The organism is Microcoleus sp. F4-D5 (assembly GCF_036704885.1).
GTDB lineage: Bacteria > Cyanobacteriota > Cyanobacteriia > Cyanobacteriales > Microcoleaceae > Microcoleus.
Window position 1 is genome coordinate 108,671 of the sequence record NZ_JAUBSX010000002.1, and the last position, 20,115, is coordinate 128,785.

Annotated in this window: 18 protein-coding genes; 8 read left to right on the forward strand and 10 right to left on the reverse strand. The window is 46.9% G+C overall.

What is annotated here, in order from left to right:
* Positions 1-182: 182 nt before the first annotated feature.
* Positions 183-1,547, reverse strand: coding sequence for an MFS transporter (locus tag QUA80_RS01790; RefSeq protein ID WP_333420839.1), 1,365 nt, complete (start codon positions 1,545-1,547; stop codon positions 183-185).
* A 134-nt stretch (positions 1,548-1,681) separates the two neighbouring features.
* Positions 1,682-3,745, reverse strand: a complete 2,064-nt coding sequence (locus tag QUA80_RS01795; RefSeq protein WP_333420841.1) for an Eco57I restriction-modification methylase domain-containing protein — start codon at positions 3,743-3,745, stop codon at positions 1,682-1,684.
* Positions 3,746-3,876: 131 nt separating this feature from the next.
* On the opposite strand from QUA80_RS01795, the gene QUA80_RS01800 reads away from it, so the two are divergent.
* The 4 genes from QUA80_RS01800 (at position 3,877) to QUA80_RS01815 (ending at position 5,839) form a co-directional block, all read left to right on the forward strand.
* Complete coding sequence (locus tag QUA80_RS01800; protein ID WP_333420843.1) at positions 3,877-4,119, forward strand: CopG family transcriptional regulator; 243 nt, start codon at positions 3,877-3,879, stop codon at positions 4,117-4,119.
* A gap of 129 nt (positions 4,120-4,248) precedes the next feature.
* Complete coding sequence (locus QUA80_RS01805; RefSeq protein WP_333420845.1) at positions 4,249-4,389, forward strand: type II toxin-antitoxin system RelE/ParE family toxin; 141 nt, start codon at positions 4,249-4,251, stop codon at positions 4,387-4,389.
* A gap of 3 nt (positions 4,390-4,392) precedes the next feature.
* Entirely contained in the window at positions 4,393-4,695 is a 303-nt protein-coding gene (locus QUA80_RS01810) for a hypothetical protein (protein ID WP_333420847.1), read from the forward strand.
* Positions 4,655-5,839: a DNA cytosine methyltransferase gene (locus tag QUA80_RS01815; protein ID WP_333420849.1), complete on the forward strand. Its 1,185-nt coding sequence runs from the start codon at positions 4,655-4,657 to the stop codon at positions 5,837-5,839. The genes QUA80_RS01810 and QUA80_RS01815 overlap by 41 nt, the downstream gene beginning before the upstream one ends.
* Here the strand turns inward: QUA80_RS01815 and QUA80_RS01820 are convergent.
* Positions 5,836-6,966 carry a hypothetical protein gene (locus QUA80_RS01820; protein ID WP_333420851.1) on the reverse strand — a complete coding sequence of 377 codons (1,131 nt, stop codon included), beginning with the start codon at positions 6,964-6,966 and terminating at the stop codon, positions 5,836-5,838. The genes QUA80_RS01815 and QUA80_RS01820 overlap by 4 nt on opposite strands.
* Positions 6,967-7,141: 175 nt before the next feature.
* On the opposite strand from QUA80_RS01820, the gene QUA80_RS01825 reads away from it, so the two are divergent.
* A complete protein-coding gene (locus QUA80_RS01825) occupies positions 7,142-8,776 on the forward strand; it encodes a family 10 glycosylhydrolase (protein WP_333420853.1) in 1,635 nt (544 codons plus the stop codon).
* 228 nt (positions 8,777-9,004) lie between these two features.
* On the opposite strand, the gene QUA80_RS01830 is transcribed toward QUA80_RS01825, so the two are convergent.
* The 3 genes from QUA80_RS01830 to dusB all read right to left on the reverse strand — a co-directional run bounded on the left by QUA80_RS01830 (position 9,005) and on the right by dusB (position 11,846).
* Positions 9,005-9,655, reverse strand: coding sequence for an NAD(P)H-dependent oxidoreductase (locus QUA80_RS01830; protein ID WP_333420855.1), 651 nt, complete (start codon positions 9,653-9,655; stop codon positions 9,005-9,007).
* Between the two features lie 160 nt (positions 9,656-9,815).
* Positions 9,816-10,736 carry an ornithine carbamoyltransferase gene (gene argF, locus QUA80_RS01835; protein ID WP_333420857.1) on the reverse strand — a complete coding sequence of 307 codons (921 nt, stop codon included), beginning with the start codon at positions 10,734-10,736 and terminating at the stop codon, positions 9,816-9,818.
* 99 nt (positions 10,737-10,835) lie between these two features.
* Positions 10,836-11,846, reverse strand: coding sequence for a tRNA dihydrouridine synthase DusB (gene dusB / locus QUA80_RS01840; RefSeq protein WP_333420859.1), 1,011 nt, complete (start codon positions 11,844-11,846; stop codon positions 10,836-10,838).
* 605 nt (positions 11,847-12,451) lie between these two features.
* On the opposite strand from dusB, the gene QUA80_RS01845 reads away from it, so the two are divergent.
* Positions 12,452-14,044: a glucose-6-phosphate isomerase gene (locus QUA80_RS01845; protein WP_333420860.1), complete on the forward strand. Its 1,593-nt coding sequence runs from the start codon at positions 12,452-12,454 to the stop codon at positions 14,042-14,044.
* 65 nt (positions 14,045-14,109) lie between these two features.
* The gene (locus QUA80_RS01850; RefSeq protein ID WP_333420862.1) at positions 14,110-14,850 is read left to right on the forward strand and encodes a response regulator transcription factor; all 741 of its coding nucleotides are present in this window, start codon (positions 14,110-14,112) and stop codon (positions 14,848-14,850) included.
* A 10-nt stretch (positions 14,851-14,860) separates the two neighbouring features.
* Here QUA80_RS01850 and QUA80_RS01855 read toward each other — a convergent pair whose 3' ends face one another.
* From QUA80_RS01855 to murC, 4 genes are all read right to left on the reverse strand, one after another.
* Positions 14,861-15,352, reverse strand: coding sequence for a low molecular weight protein-tyrosine-phosphatase (locus QUA80_RS01855; RefSeq protein ID WP_333420864.1), 492 nt, complete (start codon positions 15,350-15,352; stop codon positions 14,861-14,863).
* 166 nt (positions 15,353-15,518) lie between these two features.
* Positions 15,519-15,869, reverse strand: coding sequence for a YbaB/EbfC family nucleoid-associated protein (locus QUA80_RS01860; protein ID WP_333234470.1), 351 nt, complete (start codon positions 15,867-15,869; stop codon positions 15,519-15,521).
* A gap of 62 nt (positions 15,870-15,931) precedes the next feature.
* Positions 15,932-16,888, reverse strand: a complete 957-nt coding sequence (murB, locus tag QUA80_RS01865) for a UDP-N-acetylmuramate dehydrogenase (protein WP_333420865.1) — start codon at positions 16,886-16,888, stop codon at positions 15,932-15,934.
* Between the two features lie 153 nt (positions 16,889-17,041).
* On the reverse strand, positions 17,042-18,595 hold the full coding sequence (murC, locus tag QUA80_RS01870; RefSeq protein WP_333420867.1) for a UDP-N-acetylmuramate--L-alanine ligase: 1,554 nt from the start codon (positions 18,593-18,595) through the stop codon (positions 17,042-17,044).
* Between the two features lie 629 nt (positions 18,596-19,224).
* On the opposite strand from murC, the gene nadD reads away from it, so the two are divergent.
* On the forward strand, positions 19,225-19,941 hold the full coding sequence (gene nadD / locus QUA80_RS01875) for a nicotinate (nicotinamide) nucleotide adenylyltransferase (RefSeq protein ID WP_333420869.1): 717 nt from the start codon (positions 19,225-19,227) through the stop codon (positions 19,939-19,941).
* Positions 19,942-20,115: the final 174 nt, after the last annotated feature.

The following is a 20,115-nucleotide window of genomic DNA, read 5'->3' on the forward strand; positions in this document are numbered from 1 at the left end:
CACAACAATGTTGTGTCCTTATTTTATCTTCTGAACGCAAGCGCACAGAATGTATACTCATTTCATGATGAAAAACATCAATATTCCTGTAGGGAGGGGTTGACCGAAATCTCCAAAAGTAGTGCAGACATTGGTAAACCCGCCCCGGCCGGGTCTTATAATTATAGTGACTGGACTTGATATTAATCGAAATCGTCCAGTCCAGGCCTCGGCATGGATGCTAATTTTTTCTCATCTTCTAGGGGCAGAAAGAAAATGGTCAGCATACCGGGAATCACAGCCAGCGCGCTCATCAAAAAATAATTTTGATAGCCGAGACTCGCCTGCAAGTAGCCGCTGAAAACGCCCGGAATTAGCACTCCTGCGGCCATAAAAGCCGTTGTAATTGCATAGTGAGATGCTTCGTATTCAGGGCGGACAGTCCGCATCAAGAACACTGTATAGGCAGCTACGCCAAGTCCGTAAGTAAATTGCTCGATCGAGTTTACAGCATAAGCCCATTCAATCCCCGGTTGATTGATTGCCAACAGCCAATACAGCACGTTAGTCGAATTTTGCAGAATAGCCGTCGGCCACATCCATTTTTTCAATCCTTGTTTCGCAATCAAATAACCGCCAAGCAACCCTCCAATTAAGAGAAACATTACCCCTAAAGTACCGGATAATAAGCCCATATCCGACGTAGAAACTGCTAATCCTCCTTTCTCAACTTTATCCATTAAAAATGGAGGAGCCATTTTAAACGTCAAGGCATCTCCCAAGCGAAAAATCAAGACGTAAGCCACAATCCAACCTATTTTATCTTGCTGAAAATAGGTTTTGAATGCTTCGATAAAGCTGGTTGTTTGTTGAGGGGTGTCGGATTCCAGAGCGTAATTTCGAGGATAGGGAAGATACCACCGCTGAAAGAGATATATCAGCACAAACATAATCGCACAAATACCAAAGGCTGTCGCCCATCCGTAGTTAAGCGCAGACACGCTAAAATCCGAACCGAAAAGTGACAGCGGAATGTTTTGATATGTTTTGGTGTCGCCTGTATTTCCGGTGACTAAATGCTGTTCGGCCAGTTTCCCGGCTAAGAACACCAATACACCGCTACCCGCAATGACAGCACCTCTATAAGCCGTGTTCCGAACCCCGACAAACAAGGCTTGCTGGTCTTTATTGAGAGTGTTTAAATAAAATCCGTCAATGGCGATGTCGTGAGTAGCTGACACAAAGGCGATCGCCGTAAAGATAACAAGCGATATAATAATCGGTGCCGGCGTTAATACGCCAAAAGCTAGGAAAGCAAACAGAAAAGCACAAATGATTTCGGTTGTTAAAATCCATTTGCGTTTGGTGGAATACAAATCAACAACTGGCCCCCACAAACCTTTTAAAACCCAAGGAAAAGACAAAAGACTTGTCAATCCGATAATCTCGTTGCTGGTTCCCATACCTTTCAAAAAAATCACCGACATTAAATTAACGACGGTGTAAGGGAGACCTTGAGCGAAATACAATACTGATACCCACAATCCAGCGTTTTGCTTTTTTTCCATTGCAGAGATATTTTGCCTAGTTACTTATCTAATTTACTGAGTGCGATCGACAATTCCGGTCAATTAAACCGCTTGCATCACAGTATATGTCATTCCGATGCCAGCGGCCGCCATATAAATAGTGCATTTTACCATCATTCAGACTCACAAATATTTTCATTTTTGGAATAACCCTGCAAAAAATTTTCTCCGTTCAAATAAAGGAGGTAAGCCCGAACATTCTTTTCCCAGTCAGAAGTGTCATAAGTTTGCAGCAGTTCCAAAGCACTTTCTTCTATCTGATATGCAGTTTGTGGACTCTTCACCGGACGTTCGGGACTGTCAGGATTAACAACAATTAAACCTGCATCGAGAAACTGATGCACAGTCTGGCGGCGCACAGTTTCCCGCGTATTTGGTGCATACTTTTTACCGTATTGCTGAGCCATAAATTCCATAATTGGTGTGATTCCCAGAAGTGGAGATTTTGCCAATTCCCAAGCATCCTTTGGCTTGAGGTCAAGCAAAGCCAGAAGAGTTAAGGCTGAACGTTCGTTAAGCTGACCTTTTGGAAAACCCAACGCTGCAAGTATTTCTAGAGATTCATCAATACGGTTCTTGATTGTCATCGGACTATTTTCTAACGGATTTGTTGCGTTCAGCAGTTGTCTCTCGACAAGTCTATCGAGCTCCCGCTGTGTAGGAAATATGTCTCCAATTTCACTACCAAGTAAAAGTAATTGCTCTACATTAGGATACTTCAAATTGCGTAAATCCGTAGCATTAACTTGAGTGTGTCCGTTGAACAGTCGAAAAAACGCATCTACCAAGCTCGAATTTAGATAAACTGCCAATCCCCGCGCCAGGGTGAGGTCTAATCCGCGTCCCTGTTGGTGAAAGTAATTCAAATGGTTCTCAAAACCCAGGCTAGAACTATTAATTTTAGTGGCATCCCAGACAACTGCAACAATTCGCTTTTTCTCTTCCTTTGACGAGAAGCGCTTGCTCAAAACATAATGTTCGTTAGGTACGAGAAGTACAGCAGTTTTTTCCGTGACAGCTAAAGCTTGATGCTTTCTCGTTGCGGTGGGATATTCAACACAGCCAGCCGAGAAGTGTGCGGGATAAATCAGCGGGACTGTACCGTTCTCAGGTTTTAGCCGCAAGTCACAGCGAACACGAAAATCTACAACTTTTCCCGTGGAAACTGTTAAGCCTAATTCCTCTAGGGTGCAAGTAAATTGAGCCATTTGCTCGACTACTTTCTGGCTGACAGAATCCGGTAAAATCCGAATAAATTGCTCGGAATCTTGGGGATTAATTAGGGCGGTATAGGGCAGTTGGTGAGACAAAACCAGGTCCTCGCCCGCGCTGCTGCTTGAGGTAATTAGTACAGTATCTGGCTGTTCTATTTGTTTGGTGGCGCGCACAATAATAGTTTCTTGCAGCACCGCATCATCGCGAAATGGCAACTGTCGGGATTCAAAGATATGTACTTGACGTAAAGCCATCATTTGAAGGAATACTTTGCGGAAATCTCGAAAGTATAAACCGTTGCAAAAGCTGCGGGGAGTAATCGACACTAATTCACCGTTTGGTTTGAGCAGGTGAGCGGCAGCAACTGTGAAGCCAGCGTAGAGATTGCTGGTTTCTAGTCCTATAGAACGCAGCAAGGTTCGGGCTTGGGATTTAGCGTCTATCTTGGCATAGGGAGGATTGATAATTGCATGGGTAAATTCCCGTTTTACTGGTTGTGTAAATAGATTGGGCTGCAACATATCGGCGCTGTCTTGAATAAAATCAATTTCGCGAATCTCACAGGTAAAAGATATCCCAAAATGCTGACATTCAATACTGCACAATTCTAAAGTTTGCTTGAGGTATTCAATCAAAATAAGGTCAATTTCATAAGCTGTAACGTGCAGGCTACGCGGTTTGTTTGGGCGCTGACAAAGCTCGCAAACAACGGCTGCCAACAGCGAACCAATTCCTGCACCGGCATCTAAAAGCGATATATCGGGACAGTTAAATTCAAACATTCCCGCCATCAAACTTGCGACTGAGGAAGGTGTTAAAAATTGTCCCTTTTCTCCTCTCTGGCTTTGCTGCAACTTTCGGGTTGCTTCTTGGCGCCAGCCATCTACTCGATCGAGTAAATTGCTTGCAGTTGAGTAGCTGTTACCCGGAAGGGCTAGCGTTTGAAAGTGCGGTGCTATCATTTGTTTAAAAAGTGCGTGAAGCGCAGCTATCCCGTAGGGAATCGCCAGTTCAGTTTATTTTCGCAAAAATAGGAATCTATACGCTATCATAGTACCAGTTTACTCTCTTCCCATAACAGCAAAGGGCAGCCATGAGTCAAGAAAGTTTTACATTCCTCCTTGATAGCGAAAAAAAAGAGGCGCTGAAGGCGATCGCCAATGTCACGGATCGGGATTTAACTTATGTTTTGAACGAAGCGATCGCTTCTTACCTGGACATCTATCAATGGCTGCTTGATGAGATTAATAAAGGCATTGCCGAGGCGGAAGCTGGAGACTTTGCCAGCGATGATGAAGTCCAAGCAGTTTTTGTCAAATTAACCAATGAAAATTAAGTAGCTGCGACAAGCTTTGCGAAATCTAGAACAGGCTCACGCATATATTGTTAAAGACGATCCAGAGGCAGCAAGGCAATTAATTTTAAGGTTCAGAGTGCTGTAGGTCAACTCGCCGAGTTTCCTTTTATGGGTAGAGTTGGTCGCCCAGAAGCTACTAGAGAACTTGTCATTTCCAATACCTCTTATCTCATCATCTATCGAGTAAAAGAAGAAAGCGTAGAAATTCTGCGTATCCTTCACAGTTCAAGAAAGTATCCAGAAAATTAGGTGATGTTGCCGATCGCAATTCTGGGGGCAACAAGTCTACTCGATCGAGTAAATTGCTGGCAGTTGAGTAGCTGTTACCCGGAAGGGCTAGCGTTTGAAAGTGCGGTACTATCATTTGTTCAAAAAGTGCGTGAAGCGCAGCTATCCCGTAGGGAATCGCCTGTTCAGTGTATTTTCGCCCAAAATTTCACCGATGTGCGAAAATGTCAAGCGGGCGCGAAAATCTACAACTTTCCCGGTGGAAACTATCAGGAGGTAGCTGACGATGACAAAAACTCAAACCAAGCGTTTTCCGCGCAGCCTTGACTTATTTTGCGGCATGGGAGGGTTAACTCTGGGTTTTAAACGTGCTGGCATCCAAAGCATCGGCGGCATAGATTACTGTCAAAATGCCAAACAAACTTTTGAACGCAACCTATCTCCACTTCCGTGTCTGGTATCTGACTTAACCCAGACAACCGTTTCCGAAATAGAGGAATTCTTTAAAATTTCGGCAGCAGAAATCGACATTATTACGGGGGGAGCACCGTGCCAAGGATTCAGCACTGTTGGCAAGCGAGAGATAACAGATCCTCGCAATTCTTTATGGCGCAATTTTCGCGACTTGGTGGCTGAAATTCGTCCTGCTTATGTCATTATCGAGAATGTTGAAGGAATGCTGGTAATGCAGGGAGGCAAAGTGCGCGATTCAGTCATCGCTAGCTTTGCTGATATCGGCTATCACATGAAATGTCGCCTTTTAAAGGCGGCTGATTACGGCGTACCCCAACTGCGAAAACGTGCTTTTTTTATAGGTTGGCTTGATGGATTGCTGCCGCCTGAGTTTCCAGTGCCAATTTCTCACTATTATGTGACTGTAGCTGATGCAATTTCAGATCTACCGCCATTAAATGCTGGAGAAATATGTAAATCTTACCAGAGTATGCCACAAACTGACTATCAAATAGCTAGGCGCAAGACCGCCAACATACTGCTACATCACGAGGCTGCCAATCATTCACAAAAGTTAATTGAAATTCTGAAGTATATCCCAGATGGTGGAAACCGAAAGTCTATTCCCGATCGCCTTCAACCAGCCAGCGGTTTTCACAATAGCTATGCTCGACTAGCTAGTAATAAACCAGCTATTGCTGTAACATCTAACATGAGAAAACCTTCGTCTGCACGAGCCACTCATCCTAGTCAGCATCGAGGATTGACTGTCCGCGAAGGATTGAGGCTGCAATCTTTTGATGATGATTTTGAGGTTATTGGTTCGAGAACATCACAGTACCTTCAAGTCGGAAATGCCGTACCGCCACTACTAGGATTGGCGGTAGGAAAGGAAGTTGTCAAGGCTTATCAAAGCCACTCAGATGATGAAATTTTTAGAGCCAGAGCGCAAAAAGTAAAGTCGCTCAATGCAGAATTAAAGTTTCCCATTCAGCTTGCTCTTGAAATCATAGTTTAACTTTGATAATAAGTAAGAGAGTTGTGTCCGGGATCTCGCTCGCCGATAAATGCCAGTAGCCTGGCAACAGCACTAGGATTCTGTTCAACGTGAGCAAGATAGTGAAGCATTTCATGCACTGCAGCATCCTGCTTTTGCCAATCCCAGATCCTCACGGATCTAATTAGCTCGTCTTGTGCGAACGGAATGATGCCGTCGTCGCTAAGTAGAGAACGCGCTTCGCTGTTTATGGAAAGTACAAAAGCCACGCCAAGAATTTGATTGCCTGTTACTTGTTTCTGGAAACTTCCCAATTGTTGCTTGAGGTTTTTAAGCGAAATGTGGCAGTCTTTTACTTCTATTGATATTTCTAGATCCAGACCGTAATAACAGTCAATATCTCCAAAACGGCGCTGTCTGGACGACCCTGTTCGTACCTTATCAACGACAAAGCTGAGATGAGGCCGATCGGCTTTGAAATAACCGCAAGCAATGGCTTGAAAAACTAAACCCCCATTCTCATCTGGAGCGCTGCGCGGGTAATTGTTTATTATCTCTGGAAATAAACGAACTCGTAACGATTCTCTAGTAACAAATATGTTCTTTTGCAATCGTTCAAGACCAAAATCAATAAGTTTTTGGCAGAGTTGAAAGCGTCCCGACTCGGACAGACGAAAACAGAGAATCAGCAGGTCTTGAAACTTTTGCCATTGACCTGTATTGTAAACATAAGCACTGGGATATTTAGAACGATTTAGACTGTGAAAAAATTGAACAATTGACTCTTCTATACGTCGGATACCTACTTGAGTAGATTGAGCAAATTTTAAAGTTAGTGTATTTGCCTGTTGTTCTCCCCGTTCAGTGACAACTTGATAACGTTTAAATAATTCTTCAATTGTAAGCTGCTCTCTTAATTCTTTGGCAGAGTCATCAACATTAGATAGACGCTGTGCGACGATCGCAAAATCAAGGGCAAGACCGAGGATATACTTCATCCGGGTAAATCGGCTACCTACGTATTCCAATACCTGTTGGATTATTATCTGTTCGCTATTTGCTACTTCGTCAGGCTCAAAGCCAGTCCCAAAGTGTGGCGAAAGAAGTTCTTGAATTGCTTCTATCTCACTATCAGTGCGTTCGTACATTGAAAAAATAGAGCGATCGTATACAAAATACCAGAGTTCAGTATAAGCGATCGCTATTCCACAACACAGCTTGGCCCCATAAGTTGCTTTAACTCAAAGATGTGCGAAAATGTCAAGCGGACTCTCAAACCAAAAGCCCGTAAAGGACTGTTAAACGCTCTCTCACACACTTCTCATGCGAAAGACCAAAACATTCTTTTTGTCAAGCTTGTTCCTGATCGGCTTAACAATTAGTTTTCTGCTGACTCCGGGCTGGTTCTCCAATTTCCCATCCCGCGCGATCCTCTTCGAGGGCTTCGCTAACGCCACTATGCCCCCACAAACCCAAACCGCCGAATTTCGCGCCTTCTGGGTGGACGCCTTCAACCCCGGCTTCAAAACGCCTCAAGAAGTCACAAAATTGATCGCAGACGCGCAGCGGGCAAATGCCAACGCGATCGTCGCCCAAGTCCGCCGCCGCGGCGATGCCTTTTACACGAGTGCGATCGAACCCCGCACCCTCGATCCCAACGTTCCCCCCGGTTTCGATCCCCTGCAAGATTTGATTGACAAAGCCCACGCCGCAGGCATTGAAGTACACGCTTGGATGGTGACGCTGCCGGTGGTTTCGGGCACCAAACTTCCCGCCGGTCACGTTTGGCAACAACACGGGCCTTCTGCCCCAGGAAACGACAATTGGGCGATGCTGACTTACGGTGGGGAAGCCCAAGGCTATCTCGATCCCGGCCATCCAGACGCCGTAGATTATACTGTTTCCGTCTATTTGGACTTGCTGAAGCGCTACGATGTGGACGGCGTACAGTTGGATTACGTGCGCTACGGCGCGCCGACTTGGGGCTACAATCCGACTGCGATCGCCCGTTTCAACCAGCAAACAGGTCGATCGGGCAAACCCGCACCCACCGATCCCGCCTGGATGCAGTGGCGGCGCGATCAGGTAACAAATTTAGTGCGGAAGCTTTATGTAGAAAGCCTTGCGATTAAACCGCGCGTTAAAATTACCGCCGCCACGATCGCCTGGGGAGACGGCCCGACAAACGATGCAGGGTGGTATCAAACGCAGCCTTACAAAGAAGTATTGCAAGATTGGCGCGCTTGGCTGGAAGAAGGGATCTTAGACATGGCGATGCCGATGACTTACCAGCGCGAGTACAAACGATCGCAAAAACTCGCTTATGACCGCTGGATCGAGTACGCTAAAGACCACCAGTACAACCGCCAAATTGCGATCGGCCCCGGCAATTACCTCAACTACATCGAAGATACTCTAGGCCAGATTCGCCGCGCCGAACAGCCGTCTGCGAAAGGAAATCACGTCGCAGGTACGGTTCTCTATTCCTACGCTAGCAGCAACGTGTACACGAATGTGGAACTGCGATCGGGCGGTAGCGGTGATTTGCCCCGCCAGCCTTGGAAATACGTTCCCCAAAGCAACGATTTGTTTTACACCGCGCTTTCTGTGCCGAGTCAATACGTTGATGCTGCGACGGGCAAAACCTATGAAACTCAGCCTGTGTGGGCGACAGCAGCAGCCGTTCCCGATATGCCTTGGAAGTCGCGGCCGACTGCAGGTGCGATCGCCGGAAATTTGCAGCAGTGCGCTCAAACTTGCGACGGTGCCAGCTTGACATTGCAGTCGATCGATGCTGCTGCCCAGGTGCGTCAACTGCGCGCGGATGGTAAAGGATGGTTTGGGGCGATCGAGCTTTCTCCGGGAACTTATCAGTTAAAGGTTGATGGCAGTCAGATTCAACAAACTGTTAATGTTGTCGCAGGTGAAGTCACAAAAGTGAATTTCGGAGCCTCTTAATATCTTTTTAGGGTGCGCTGAGGTGCGCTATTGCGATCGACTTACAGCGTATCCCGGGTTTATAGAACCCATTTAGGATCTTTTTGTTGTCTCACAAGCTTTTGAGGTATCTAGGTTGTATCTGGTTTGATGCCTGTTAGCTTAAAGTCCTGACTCTGGTATTAAATCCTCTGGTAAAACTGTCCCCTCAAAACCATATAGTTCGCTCGAAAAGATACCAAATGGGTTCTATAAAGTTTCTAAGATTTCTGACTTAGGGAATCTTACTTTTGCGAGTGAAGCATACTTATCTGCTTCAGAGCGATAGCCAGCCGCACAAGCTACGACGGTAGTCAAGCCTTTTGCAGAAAGACCCAACAGGCGATCGTAATTGACAGGTTCAATTCCTTCCATTGGACAGGTGTCCACACCAAGCAATGCAGCACTGGTCATAAAGTTGCCCAGTGCAATATAAGTTTGGTGCGTTGACCATTGATTGATATTAAAACTGCGGGCACCATCCACCAAGTCACTGACGATTATATTCCGATATCCTGCCATTGCCTCTACAGTCCCGCCCCGCAGCTCGACAGTGCGGGCAACAAAGCGATCGACATCCTCGGCAGTGAGATTCTTTTTAATCGCGAACACGACATAATGAGAGCAATCAGTAACCTGTGACTGATTCCAGGAGAGGGGCTTGAGCTGTTCTTTAAGTTCCGAGCTGGTGATAATCAGAAATTTCCAAGGTTGAAGCCCATAAGAAGATGGTGTTAACACTAACGCATCTTCTAAAGCTGTCCAGATTTCTGGAGCAATTTTTTTGGCTGGATCGAACTGTTTGGTGGCATATCGCCATTTGAGATTTTCGAGTAAGTCTGTCGGAGTGATATGATTCATTTCTTTTACTTAAGAGATTGCAATTAATTATGGTTGAAACGGATAATTACAGGCTGTTTGCAAATAATCCTGGTTCAAATGAAATGATAGCGGAAGCGGTCTGCAAAAAGTAGCGAGCAGGTCGATTTTATCGCCCGACCGACTAATTTTTAGCTAATTCCTAATCGCTTTCTAGAATGCTTGCTAGCAAAGCTTGCTGAGCGTGCATCCGATTTTCTGCTTGATCCCAAACGCGCGATTGACTGCCCTCAATCACTGCATCGGTAATCTCTTCATCTCGGTGTGCGGGCAAACAGTGCAATACAATTGCATTCTTATCTGCTAACTTCAGCAATTGTTCATTTACTTGATAGGGTTCAAACAAAGGAATCCTGATTTTTGCTTCCTCTTCCTGTCCCATACTCGCCCAAACATCAGTATAAATCACTTGAGCATTCTTAGCTGCAGCTTCCGGATCGGCAGTCACAGTAACTTCTGTTTTTCCCTTAGCAATATTCTTAGCTTTTTCCACTATCTCAGCATTCGGCTGGAAATCTTGAGGGCAAGCTATTCTGACATTCATTCCCGTCATTGCACAGCCCAACATCAGCGAATTAGCCATATTGTTGCCATCGCCCAAATAAGTCAAAGTCACCCCTTTCAACTTGCCAAAACACTCTTTTACTGTCATTAAATCTGCCAGCACTTGACATGGGTGTTCCTCATCTGTCAGTGCATTAATCACAGGAATTTTGGCATAGTTGGCAAAAGTAACTAAATCCTTTTGCTCGAAAGTCCGAATCGCCAAAATGTCTAAATATCTGTCTAAAACCCGGGCTGTATCTACCAGAGGTTCGCCGCGGCTGACTTGTGTAACGTTGGGATTGAGGTCAATCACTTGCCCTCCCAATTTATACATTGCTACCGTAAAACTTACCCGCGTTCGCGTTGAAGCTTTGGAAAATAACAAGCCGAGAACTTTATTGCGTTTCAGCTTGACCATTCCCGATTTTAAACTAGCTGCTAGATCTAGCAAATAATTTAATTCGTCAATGCTTAAATCTGCCAGACTTAATAAATCTCGCCCTTTTAAGGAATCCATGCTTTCCCCCACACACAAATTTTTAACTTTGTCTTAAATCTTAGCCCGCAGAGGTGAATTTTGTTTCTGTAACCCCTAGTTGAAATCTGCGGGTAAGGTTTATGCGGGCAATTGCTCGATCGCGCGATCGATCGAATCGCAACCTTGTTCAACCGTTTCTACCACAGCCAACACGCCCCGCAATTCCCCAGCGCCCGGGAAACCCTTAGCATACCAGGTTAAGTGCTTGCGCGCTTGGCAAACACCGCTTTCGCCTTTATATTCCCACAATGCCCGCAAATGTTCTTTAGCACATTCGAGACGTTCAATTGGTGTCGGAGGTATCTTTTCAACACCAGTTTTCAAGAAATAATCAACTTCTCCCACCAAAAAAGGATAGCCCAAAGTTCCCCGCGAACACATGACTCCATCAGCGCCGGTTTCTTCCAGACATCGCATCGCGGCTTCTACTGAAAAAATATCCCCGTTAGCAATAACTGGAATCGATAAAACTTCTTTAACTCGGCGAATCCACTCCCATTTTGCCGGGCCGGTGTAACCTTGCGATCGAGTGCGGCCGTGCACGGTAATCATTTTTGCTCCCGCATCTTGCATCCGCTTCGCAAATTCCAAAATATTAATTTCTTTGTCAGTCCAACCAATCCGAGTTTTAACCGTGACAGGAACATCTACCGCTTCCACAACAGCCCGCACAATTGCCTCGGCCGTTTCCGGATCTCGCAGCAGGGAAGAACCGCCCCCGTTTTTAGTAATTTTGTTAACCGGACAGCCCATATTAATATCAACAGTATCCGCTCCTTCTGCCACTGCTTTCTGCGCCGCTTCTGCCAAGAAATCTGGCCGGCAGTCAAACAATTGAATGCTAATCGGGCGCTCGTTCGGGTCAACTTCCATAATTCTCGGCAGTTGCTTCACGTAGTGCAAACCCGTAGCGTTCACCATTTCCGTGTACATCATCGAATCCGGCGCGTAGCGGCGCACCAAGCGGCGAAATACCAAATCAGTAACGCCGGATAAGGGCGATTGCAGGACGCGACTTTTAACTTCAAAATCGCCGATTTTGAGCGGAGTTGCTAACCTTTCTTTTAATTCGGGAGATAGAGCAAGCATAGTGAATCGCACTTTAATTCTAATATCTGTATATTATACTACACTTCAGATAGTTGACAGTTGTTAACTATATTTTTAGCCGATTATTGAGTGACAGCTAAAAGTATATTTAACCTGACCGCAATGACTATTTTACAGATTCCGATCGCCTGCATTTGAATATTTTTAAACCAGGGGTCAAAGCCCAACCCCGACTGCACTTAAATCTCTGTGCCGCTTCGATCTATCTATGGGGTGTTGCCATGAACGGGCGATCTACCTATGAAGAGTGGTGTGCAACTCATATTTTTCTTGTTTAGTTCTGCCGAATGCTCTGACCAAGAATTTCAAAGGTGGTACCCGCCACGCGATCGATCCGTGGAATCAATCGAAAGCATCTAAAATCTAAAATCCTCAAGCCCCCGAATTGATCCGTGGGGTCAATCCAAAATCTAAAATCTAAAATCTAAAATCGAATGACTGCCTTCTGTTCCGGCTGCCTTCAGAGGACTCGTGCTTAAATTTATTGGGATTCTGCAAAAGCCGTACATCAGATCGTTTTAAACTACAATTGGTGGATTCCTGACGACGCCGATCGAACATTAAAAAAATTGTAGAGAATTCCTATGGACGCCGCAGCACTCTGGCAACGCTATCAAGACTGGCTTTACTATCACGAGGGATTGGGACTTTACCTCGATATCAGCCGCATGGGATTCGACGACGCTTTCGCAGCAGCACTGAAGCCCAAATTTGACAAAGCTTTCAAAGACATGGCAGCTTTGGAAGCAGGTGCGATCGCCAATCCCGACGAAAACCGCATGGTGGGCCACTACTGGCTGCGAAACCCCGATTTAGCTCCCACTCCAGAATTAAAACAAGAAATACTCGAAGTAATATCACAAGTCGAAACATTTGTCAAGAAAGTTCAAAACCGCGATATTAAACCGCCCTTTGCTCCGCAATTTACCGACATAATTTCGATCGGCATCGGCGGTTCGGCCCTAGGCCCCCAATTTGTCGCCGAAGCTTTATCCCCAGACATTCCGCCCCTAGCAATTCATTTTATCGACAACACAGACCCGGCGGGGATCGATCGAATCCTTAACAAAATCAAAGACAAACTCGCCAGCACCCTAGTAATTACCATCTCCAAATCCGGCGGCACGCCCGAACCCCGCAACGGGATGATCGAAGTTCAAAAAGCCTTCGCCGCCGAAAAACTAGACTTCGCCAAACAAGCAGTTGCCATCACCGGAGTTAACAGCCAACTAGACAAATTAGCCAAATCCGAAGGCTGGATTACCACTTTTCCAATGGCAGATTGGGTGGGAGGACGCACTTCCGAATTGTCAGCAGTCGGACTTTTGCCAGCAGCTTTGCAAGGCATCGACATTCGGGCGATGCTAGACGGCGCTAAAGTCATGGACGAAGCTACCAGAACCACCGAAATCAAACACAATCCCGCCGCCTTGTTAGCAATGTCCTGGTATTTTGCTTGCAACGGACGCGGCGAGAAAGATATGGTAGTTTTGCCGTATAAAGATTCACTGCTATTGTTCAGCCGCTACTTGCAGCAATTAGTCATGGAATCTCTAGGCAAACAGGAAGATTTAGACGGCAACACAGTTCATCAAGGAATCGCAGTTTACGGCAACAAAGGCACCACCGACCAACACGCCTACGTCCAGCAACTGCGAGACGGCGTGCCGAATTTCTTCCTAACATTTATCGAAGTTTTGGAAGACAGGCAAGGCATTTCCCCAGAAGTAGAAACCGGCGTCACTTCGGGAGATTATTTGTCTGGTTTGTTGCAGGGAACTCGACAAGCTTTGTACGAAAATCACCGAGATTCCATTACTGTCACAATTCCCCAAGTCAACCCTCGGACAGTAGGAGCATTAATCGCCCTCTACGAAAGAGCCGTAGGTTTTTACGGTTCCTTGGTGAATGTCAATGCCTATCACCAACCGGGCGTCGAAGCTGGCAAAAAAGCGGCCGCTGCTGTATTGGACTTGCAGCAGCGGGTACTGCAAGTGCTCAAAGACACTCAAACACCTCTGTCTGTAGCAGAACTAGCCAAAAAAGCAGGAAGACCAGAGCAAATCGAGACAATTTACAAAACTCTGCGGCATTTGGCAGCCAACGGGCGCGGCGTAGCTTTGGAGGGCAAATTAGGACAACCGGCTACTTTAACTGCCAGTTATCAAGAGAATTAAACAGTAGAATTAAACATTAAAAGTGAAATCAGTCACTTTTAATGTTTAATTTTTAATTCCCCCCCATGCCATTAACGATTCTGGTTGCTGACGACGATTTCGCGACTCGCTTGTCGATTACCGATTATCTAGAAATTACCGGATACTCTGTAATCGCTGCTGAGAACGGCAAAGAAGCTTTAGGTTTGGTAGATGAATTTGGGCCCCACTTGATTGTTACCGACATTACAATGCCCGAGATGGATGGCTACGAATTCGTGCGGCGAGTTCGGAGTCGTCCCGCTTTCCGCTTGCTGCCGGTGATTTTTTTGACGGAACGCACGAGCACAGAGGAACGGATTCGCGGCTATCAGATGGGGTGCGACAATTATCTGGCTAAGCCTTTTGAACTCCAGGAATTAGGGGCGGTTATTCGCTCTTTGCTCGATCGCTACGCTCTTATCGCTCAGGCCCCCTCTCGTACCCCGGAGCCCGAACCGACGCCAACAGAGGCACGCAGCAGAGCCAATGGCAAGCCAGAAGCAGATTTTTTAACTCAAAAGTCAAAGACAGGCGATTCCCTACGGGATAGCTCCGCTTCACGGGCATCTCCCAGCCAAAATGCTCCGAGTTTGACTCAGCGAGAGCGAGAAGTGCTAGATTTGCTGACAGAAGGTCTTTCTAATATTCAAATAGGGTCCCGACTCAACCTGAGTCCTCGAACTGTCGAAAAGCACGTCAGCAGCTTGTTCAGAAAAACCGACAGCAACAACCGAGCAGAACTCGTTCGCTTTGCGATGGAACACCATTTAGTCGGTAATTGGTAATTGGTAACTGTTAATTGGTAATTGTTAAATTTTCCTGATTTATAACGTACTCCAACAAACCCGCTTGAGCATCGTGCAGCAAATCAATTACTCGATCGAATCCCTCCGGGCCGCCGTAGTAAGGATCTGGCACTTCTTTAAGGTCGTATTTCTGGCAAAAATCGCACATCAGCCGCACTTTATCTTTATACTTTCCCGTAGCATCCAGAGCAAGAATATTGCGATAATTGTCCCGATCCATAGCCAGAATCAAATCAAAATTTTCAAAATCTTTCCTGGTAAATTGGCGGGCTTCGCCTAACAATTCAATGTTTCGCTTCCGCGCCGCCAATGCCATCCGCCTGTCAGGGGGACTGCCAACGTGATAGCTAGCTGTTCCGGCCGAATCGCAGGTAATGCGATCGCTCAAACCAGCTTGTTCAATTAAGTGATTCATAATATTTTCTGCTGAGGGCGATCGGCAGATATTTCCGAGACATACAAACAATAATTTATAAGACATTAAATTAGTAATTGATAATTAGTAATTGGTCAGCGGAAGGAAGAAAGAAAAATTTTCCTTTCTCCTTTTTAGCAATGTTTCTTGATTCAGAGAAATCCATCAGTCATTAGCTATAGAGCCATTTTTAAACACAGATAGCTAATAACTAATGACTGATGACTAATGACTAACCGAAACCGGGGAGATTCAGTCCGCCGGTGAGTTCTTCCATTTTCTCCCGCATCGTCATCGTAGACTTAGCGTAAGCATCCTGCATCGCCACCGTGACGAGTTCAGACACCACATCAGCACCTTCACCGAGGGCATCCGGCGAGATTTCCACGCGGCGGGGTTCTTGGTTGCCGCTGAGAAAAACCTTGACCAAGCCGCCGCCGGCAGTTCCCTCAATTTCCATTTGATCCAACTCTTCTTGGAGCTTTTTAGCTCCTTCTTGAACCTGCTGAGCTTTTTTGAAAGCTTCAGTCAGTTCTTTCATTTTGCCCAGGCCGAAGCCAAATCCTTGTCCTGATTTTGTCATAGCTACTTTGTGATGGTGTGTGGGCTGGCAGTCTGCCGTTTCCTTATTACTTTAATAATGCCCTAGAAGGGAAACTCTCCCAGTATTCTAACTTCTGGCTCCAACAACAGCGACCACCGCTGCTCGACTTGCTGTTGAACGTGGCGGATCACTTGAAAAATATCATTGGCCGTTGCCGACCCGCAGTTAAGAATAAAATTAGCATGGCGCTGAGCTACTTGCGCCCCGCCGATCTGGTATCCCTTGAGTCCCGCTTGTTCGATGAACCAACCTGCCGTCTTCGGGCCCGGGTTGCGGAAGACTGAGCCACAGCTCGGTAAGTGGTAAGGTTGAGTTGTCCGCCGCTGGCTGAAATGGCTATTAGTTTCTGCCATTACTTGCGATCGGTCGAATCCCGGCTGCAACTGGAAAGTCGCTTCTGTTACTAGCCGATCGCCCCCTTGCAGCACCGAAGTCCGGTAGCGGTACTCCAACTCTTGGGGAGTCAGAATTTCCACCTTGCCGCCAGGGGATAGGACGCGAGCGTTGACCAAAATATCAGCAGTACAGCCTTTGTGAGCGCCTGCATTCATCACCACAGCCCCTCCCACGGTGCCCGGTATGCCGACTGCCCATTCTAGACCTTTCCAGCCCCGTTTTGCCGCCAACCAAGCGAGGCGGGGAATTGACTCCCCCGCCCCGGCTGTAAGTTGACCTGTTTCTGCATTAAAATTCACCTGTTTGAGGTAGCGAGTGCTGACGACCAAACCGGACAAACCCCGATCGCTCACCAACAAATTAGAACCCGCACCCAGCAGAGTCACCGGCACCCCTTCATCCTGTGCCCAGGCAAAACTCGCTTGCAAAGCCTCCATACTGCGGGGAGCAACGTACCACTCGGCCGGGCCGCCGACTCGGAACGAAGTCAGGCCCGCCAGCGAAACTTGAGAGTTAATCTTGCAATCTGTTCCCCGCAAAGAAATAGGAGAATACACTCGCCGATTGTCCTTAACAGAGGAGTCATTCGAGATAGTCACCATCTTGAAAATCCTTAAAAATACCTGCCAAGAGAAGACGTGGTTGAAAATTCATTTACCTAACTTATGCCGCCCCTGTGAGCGAGCCTTTCAGCAGTGTCGGTATAACCTGCACCGCCCTGGTTGCGGCTCAACTCTTTTGGGCGTGCGATTGAGCTAATTCGGGCGATCGGCTTGTTGATAAAAAGCCATAACCTCTGGAATAATCTGATTCAGATTGCCAGCACCCAAAAACAGAGCCAAATCACCCGGTTGCAGATTTTCGGTTAAAAACTTACTTACCGACTCCAGGGAATGCCCAAACTCAACCTTTCTACCTTCTTTAGCAATCAAATCAGCAACCTGCTGCCCGCTAATTTCTCCTAAATTCGGTTCTCCAGCACTATAAATATCGCAAGCCACAACCAAATCAGCATCCCCAAAAGATTGAGCAAATTCTGGCAAAAATGTCAGAGTCCGGCTGTAACGGTGGGGTTGAAAAATCGCAACCACTCTTCGGGATTTGGGATTTTTTTCGCTACCTTCGATGCGCAAGCGAGCCGCCGCCAAGGTGACACGAATTTCGCTAGGATGGTGGGCGTAGTCGTCCACAAACAGGATGTCATTGTGAAAACCCCGCACCTCAAAACGGCGGCGAGCTCCTTCAAAGCCAGCAATCGCTTTGGCAATCGCCGAAAACTCTAACCCCAACAATCGACCCACTGCTACCGCAGCTAGTGCATTGCTGAGATTGTGTTTGCCTAGCAACTTCAACTCCAATTCCCCCAGGAAAGCTCCTCGCTCCCAAATGCCTGCCTTGGTGCTTTCGGCTCCGTATTCCACGCCTGAAGCCGTATAGTCAGCACCGCTGTTTTGCTGCAAGCTGTAGCTGACATTAGGCTGAAGGCAATCTTTGACGATTTGGTCGTCAATGCAGCCCACCAAGGTTTGACAGTTTTGGGCAAACACCTTAAATGTGTCTATTACCTGGTCGAGGGTATCGTAATGGTCTGGATGATCCAGTTCCACATTCGTCACTATGCCAATTTTGGCTACTAGCTTGATGAGAGAACCGTCGGATTCATCAGCCTCGGCAACTAAGTAGGGCCCTTCCCCCAAACGGGCATTGCCTTCCCAAGCGTTTACCTCGCCTCCTACCACAATCGTCGGGTCTAGACCCGCAGCCATCAGCATGAAACCGATTAAGCTGCTAGTAGTAGTTTTGCCGTGAGTCCCAGCTACGGCTATGCTTTGGTAATCTTGAATTAAGGCTGCCAACACATCCGATCGATGAAAAATCGGACAGCCCAAATCTAAAGCGGCTCGATATTCGGCATTTTCCGGGTGAATTGCCGTCGAACATACTACTTGAGGCAATCTTGGAATTGCTTGGCCGCTTGAACCGTTGCCGTTCAATTTGGGAGCTTCGGCTGTCGCGACGGAAGTCGCTACCGTGCCCGCGATTGCCGAGGATACGGCCCCAAGCGCCCCCCGGTCGGGACTACTACCGTTGAGGGCAGTTTGAAATAATTCAAAATTGCTGGCGTCTTGACGCCAAAAAATGTGAGCTCCCATTCCTTGCAAGCGCTCGGTTATGTGACTCGATCTAAGGTCCGAGCCGTACACAGGCAACTTGCGTTTAGCTAGAATGTAGGCAAGGGCTGACATCCCAATCCCACCAATGCCGATGAAATGAAATGGTCTACCGTTGAAATCAACAGAACTCGGCATCTTCGCTCCTCACACACCACACCACGCCAATAACACGCGATATCATATCAAGAATTGTTTTTTCAGGATACAGTTCGCTAGAGATTTTGTACAAAATTCTCTGCGCGTCCCTAGATTTGCGGGACTTGTAGAGATGTTTGTCTTGTATCCTATATGACTTAGTACCGAGTAGTTTTCCGGAACAGTCACAGCTCGAAAATTGCAGGTCAGAGAGAATGGGGTCTGGGGTCTGGGCCAAAAGACGAATTTTGGGCGGTTACATACTCCTGCATTCTTTCTAGTTCTATCCGCCTGCTGTGCTGGGATACGGCAGCAAAAGCCCCACAACCTTTTTACCAAGATTGAGGGTAAAACCCATAAGGATTTACAAACACTACCACGAACAACAAAATTTCGCTCATTTTGTAGTCATTTATCTAGTTGTACGGTCATTTTTTCTTGAAAGTGAGAGCTTGACACGATCGCCGCTCAACTACAGCAACTACAGATAGTATGTATTCTCACTTAATTGTATATATACGAAGTTATGCAGTTAGTTGAATAAGTCGAAAAGCGATAGAGCTTACGGGTAAAAGGGTACAAACATCAAATTTGGGCGATGTCTCTACTAATCCTGATTTTTGGGAAATATGGCGAAAATAGCGATTTTGGGGGGGACTTTTGACCCGGTTCACTGGGGTCACGTGTTGGTGGCCCAGACGGCTGCGAGTCAATTTAATCTCGATCGAGTTATTTGGGTACCCGATCGCTCTCCTCCTCACAAGTGGCGCCCGGATTTGGCAAGTTTTGAGCAGCGGCGCGAAATGCTCGCTTTGGCGATCGCCCATCGCCCAGACTTCGTAATTTCGCCGCCCTCGGCAAATCCCTCCGACAGTTCTTTTGCGATCGACACCCTGCTGTATTTGCAAAAATTGTATCCAGGCGATCGTCGCTGGTACTGGATTATTGGTAGCGACGCACTCCTTACTCTTCCCAAATGGCACCGGTGCGCCGAAATTGCCGGGTTGTGCGACTGGTTGGTGGCCCCGCGTCCGAGTCAGGGAGATCCAGAGACAGGAGAAAGCGAGGAGATTGAGGGAGTGTCGGAGTCGGGAGATAGTCTGAGTGGAAAACCCATCGATTCCGGGGGAGACAGGATGCAGGTTCAGGCAAATGCTGTGGGCCGGCGAGTTGCCGAACAAATGGCTCTTATGAACGTGGAAATTCGCTGGGAGGTGCTTTCGATGGCTGCGATCGAGATTTCGTCGAGCCACATCCGCCGCTGCTGCGCCGAAAGGATCGACCTCCGCTACTTAGTCCCGGAAGTTGTCGGGACTTATATTGCAGCCCATCAGCTTTACCAGTAACCAGCTGCAGAAAGCCTAATGCGTTCTGCCTTGCAATTTCAGCCTTCTAGAAAAGTTCAAGCTTTTTTGATCGACACAAAAAGTTAGAAAGGATCGACCTTTGCGATATGATCTTGTCTCATAAGTCAATTCTTAAATTTTTCCAAAATTTAAGCCTGAGCTAGAGGCTGCCAT

What these genes read in the sequence shown, in the direction of transcription:
- QUA80_RS01790 (WP_333420839.1), bottom strand. Translation starts at nt 1,547, where the DNA reads ATGGAAAAAAAGCAAAACGCTGGATTGTGGGTATCAGTATTGTATTTC.
- QUA80_RS01795 (WP_333420841.1), bottom strand. Translation starts at nt 3,745, where the DNA reads ATGATAGCACCGCACTTTCAAACGCTAGCCCTTCCGGGTAACAGCTAC.
- QUA80_RS01800 (WP_333420843.1), top strand. Translation starts at nt 3,877, where the DNA reads ATGAGTCAAGAAAGTTTTACATTCCTCCTTGATAGCGAAAAAAAAGAG.
- QUA80_RS01805 (WP_333420845.1), top strand. Translation starts at nt 4,249, where the DNA reads ATGGGTAGAGTTGGTCGCCCAGAAGCTACTAGAGAACTTGTCATTTCC.
- QUA80_RS01810 (WP_333420847.1), top strand. Translation starts at nt 4,393, where the DNA reads ATGTTGCCGATCGCAATTCTGGGGGCAACAAGTCTACTCGATCGAGTA.
- QUA80_RS01815 (WP_333420849.1), top strand. Translation starts at nt 4,655, where the DNA reads ATGACAAAAACTCAAACCAAGCGTTTTCCGCGCAGCCTTGACTTATTT.
- QUA80_RS01820 (WP_333420851.1), bottom strand. Translation starts at nt 6,966, where the DNA reads ATGTACGAACGCACTGATAGTGAGATAGAAGCAATTCAAGAACTTCTT.
- QUA80_RS01825 (WP_333420853.1), top strand. Translation starts at nt 7,142, where the DNA reads ATGCGAAAGACCAAAACATTCTTTTTGTCAAGCTTGTTCCTGATCGGC.
- QUA80_RS01830 (WP_333420855.1), bottom strand. Translation starts at nt 9,655, where the DNA reads ATGAATCATATCACTCCGACAGACTTACTCGAAAATCTCAAATGGCGA.
- argF (WP_333420857.1), bottom strand. Translation starts at nt 10,736, where the DNA reads ATGGATTCCTTAAAAGGGCGAGATTTATTAAGTCTGGCAGATTTAAGC.
- dusB (WP_333420859.1), bottom strand. Translation starts at nt 11,846, where the DNA reads ATGCTTGCTCTATCTCCCGAATTAAAAGAAAGGTTAGCAACTCCGCTC.
- QUA80_RS01845 (WP_333420860.1), top strand. Translation starts at nt 12,452, where the DNA reads ATGGACGCCGCAGCACTCTGGCAACGCTATCAAGACTGGCTTTACTAT.
- QUA80_RS01850 (WP_333420862.1), top strand. Translation starts at nt 14,110, where the DNA reads ATGCCATTAACGATTCTGGTTGCTGACGACGATTTCGCGACTCGCTTG.
- QUA80_RS01855 (WP_333420864.1), bottom strand. Translation starts at nt 15,352, where the DNA reads ATGTCTTATAAATTATTGTTTGTATGTCTCGGAAATATCTGCCGATCG.
- QUA80_RS01860 (WP_333234470.1), bottom strand. Translation starts at nt 15,869, where the DNA reads ATGACAAAATCAGGACAAGGATTTGGCTTCGGCCTGGGCAAAATGAAA.
- murB (WP_333420865.1), bottom strand. Translation starts at nt 16,888, where the DNA reads ATGGTGACTATCTCGAATGACTCCTCTGTTAAGGACAATCGGCGAGTG.
- murC (WP_333420867.1), bottom strand. Translation starts at nt 18,595, where the DNA reads ATGCCGAGTTCTGTTGATTTCAACGGTAGACCATTTCATTTCATCGGC.
- nadD (WP_333420869.1), top strand. Translation starts at nt 19,225, where the DNA reads ATGGCGAAAATAGCGATTTTGGGGGGGACTTTTGACCCGGTTCACTGG.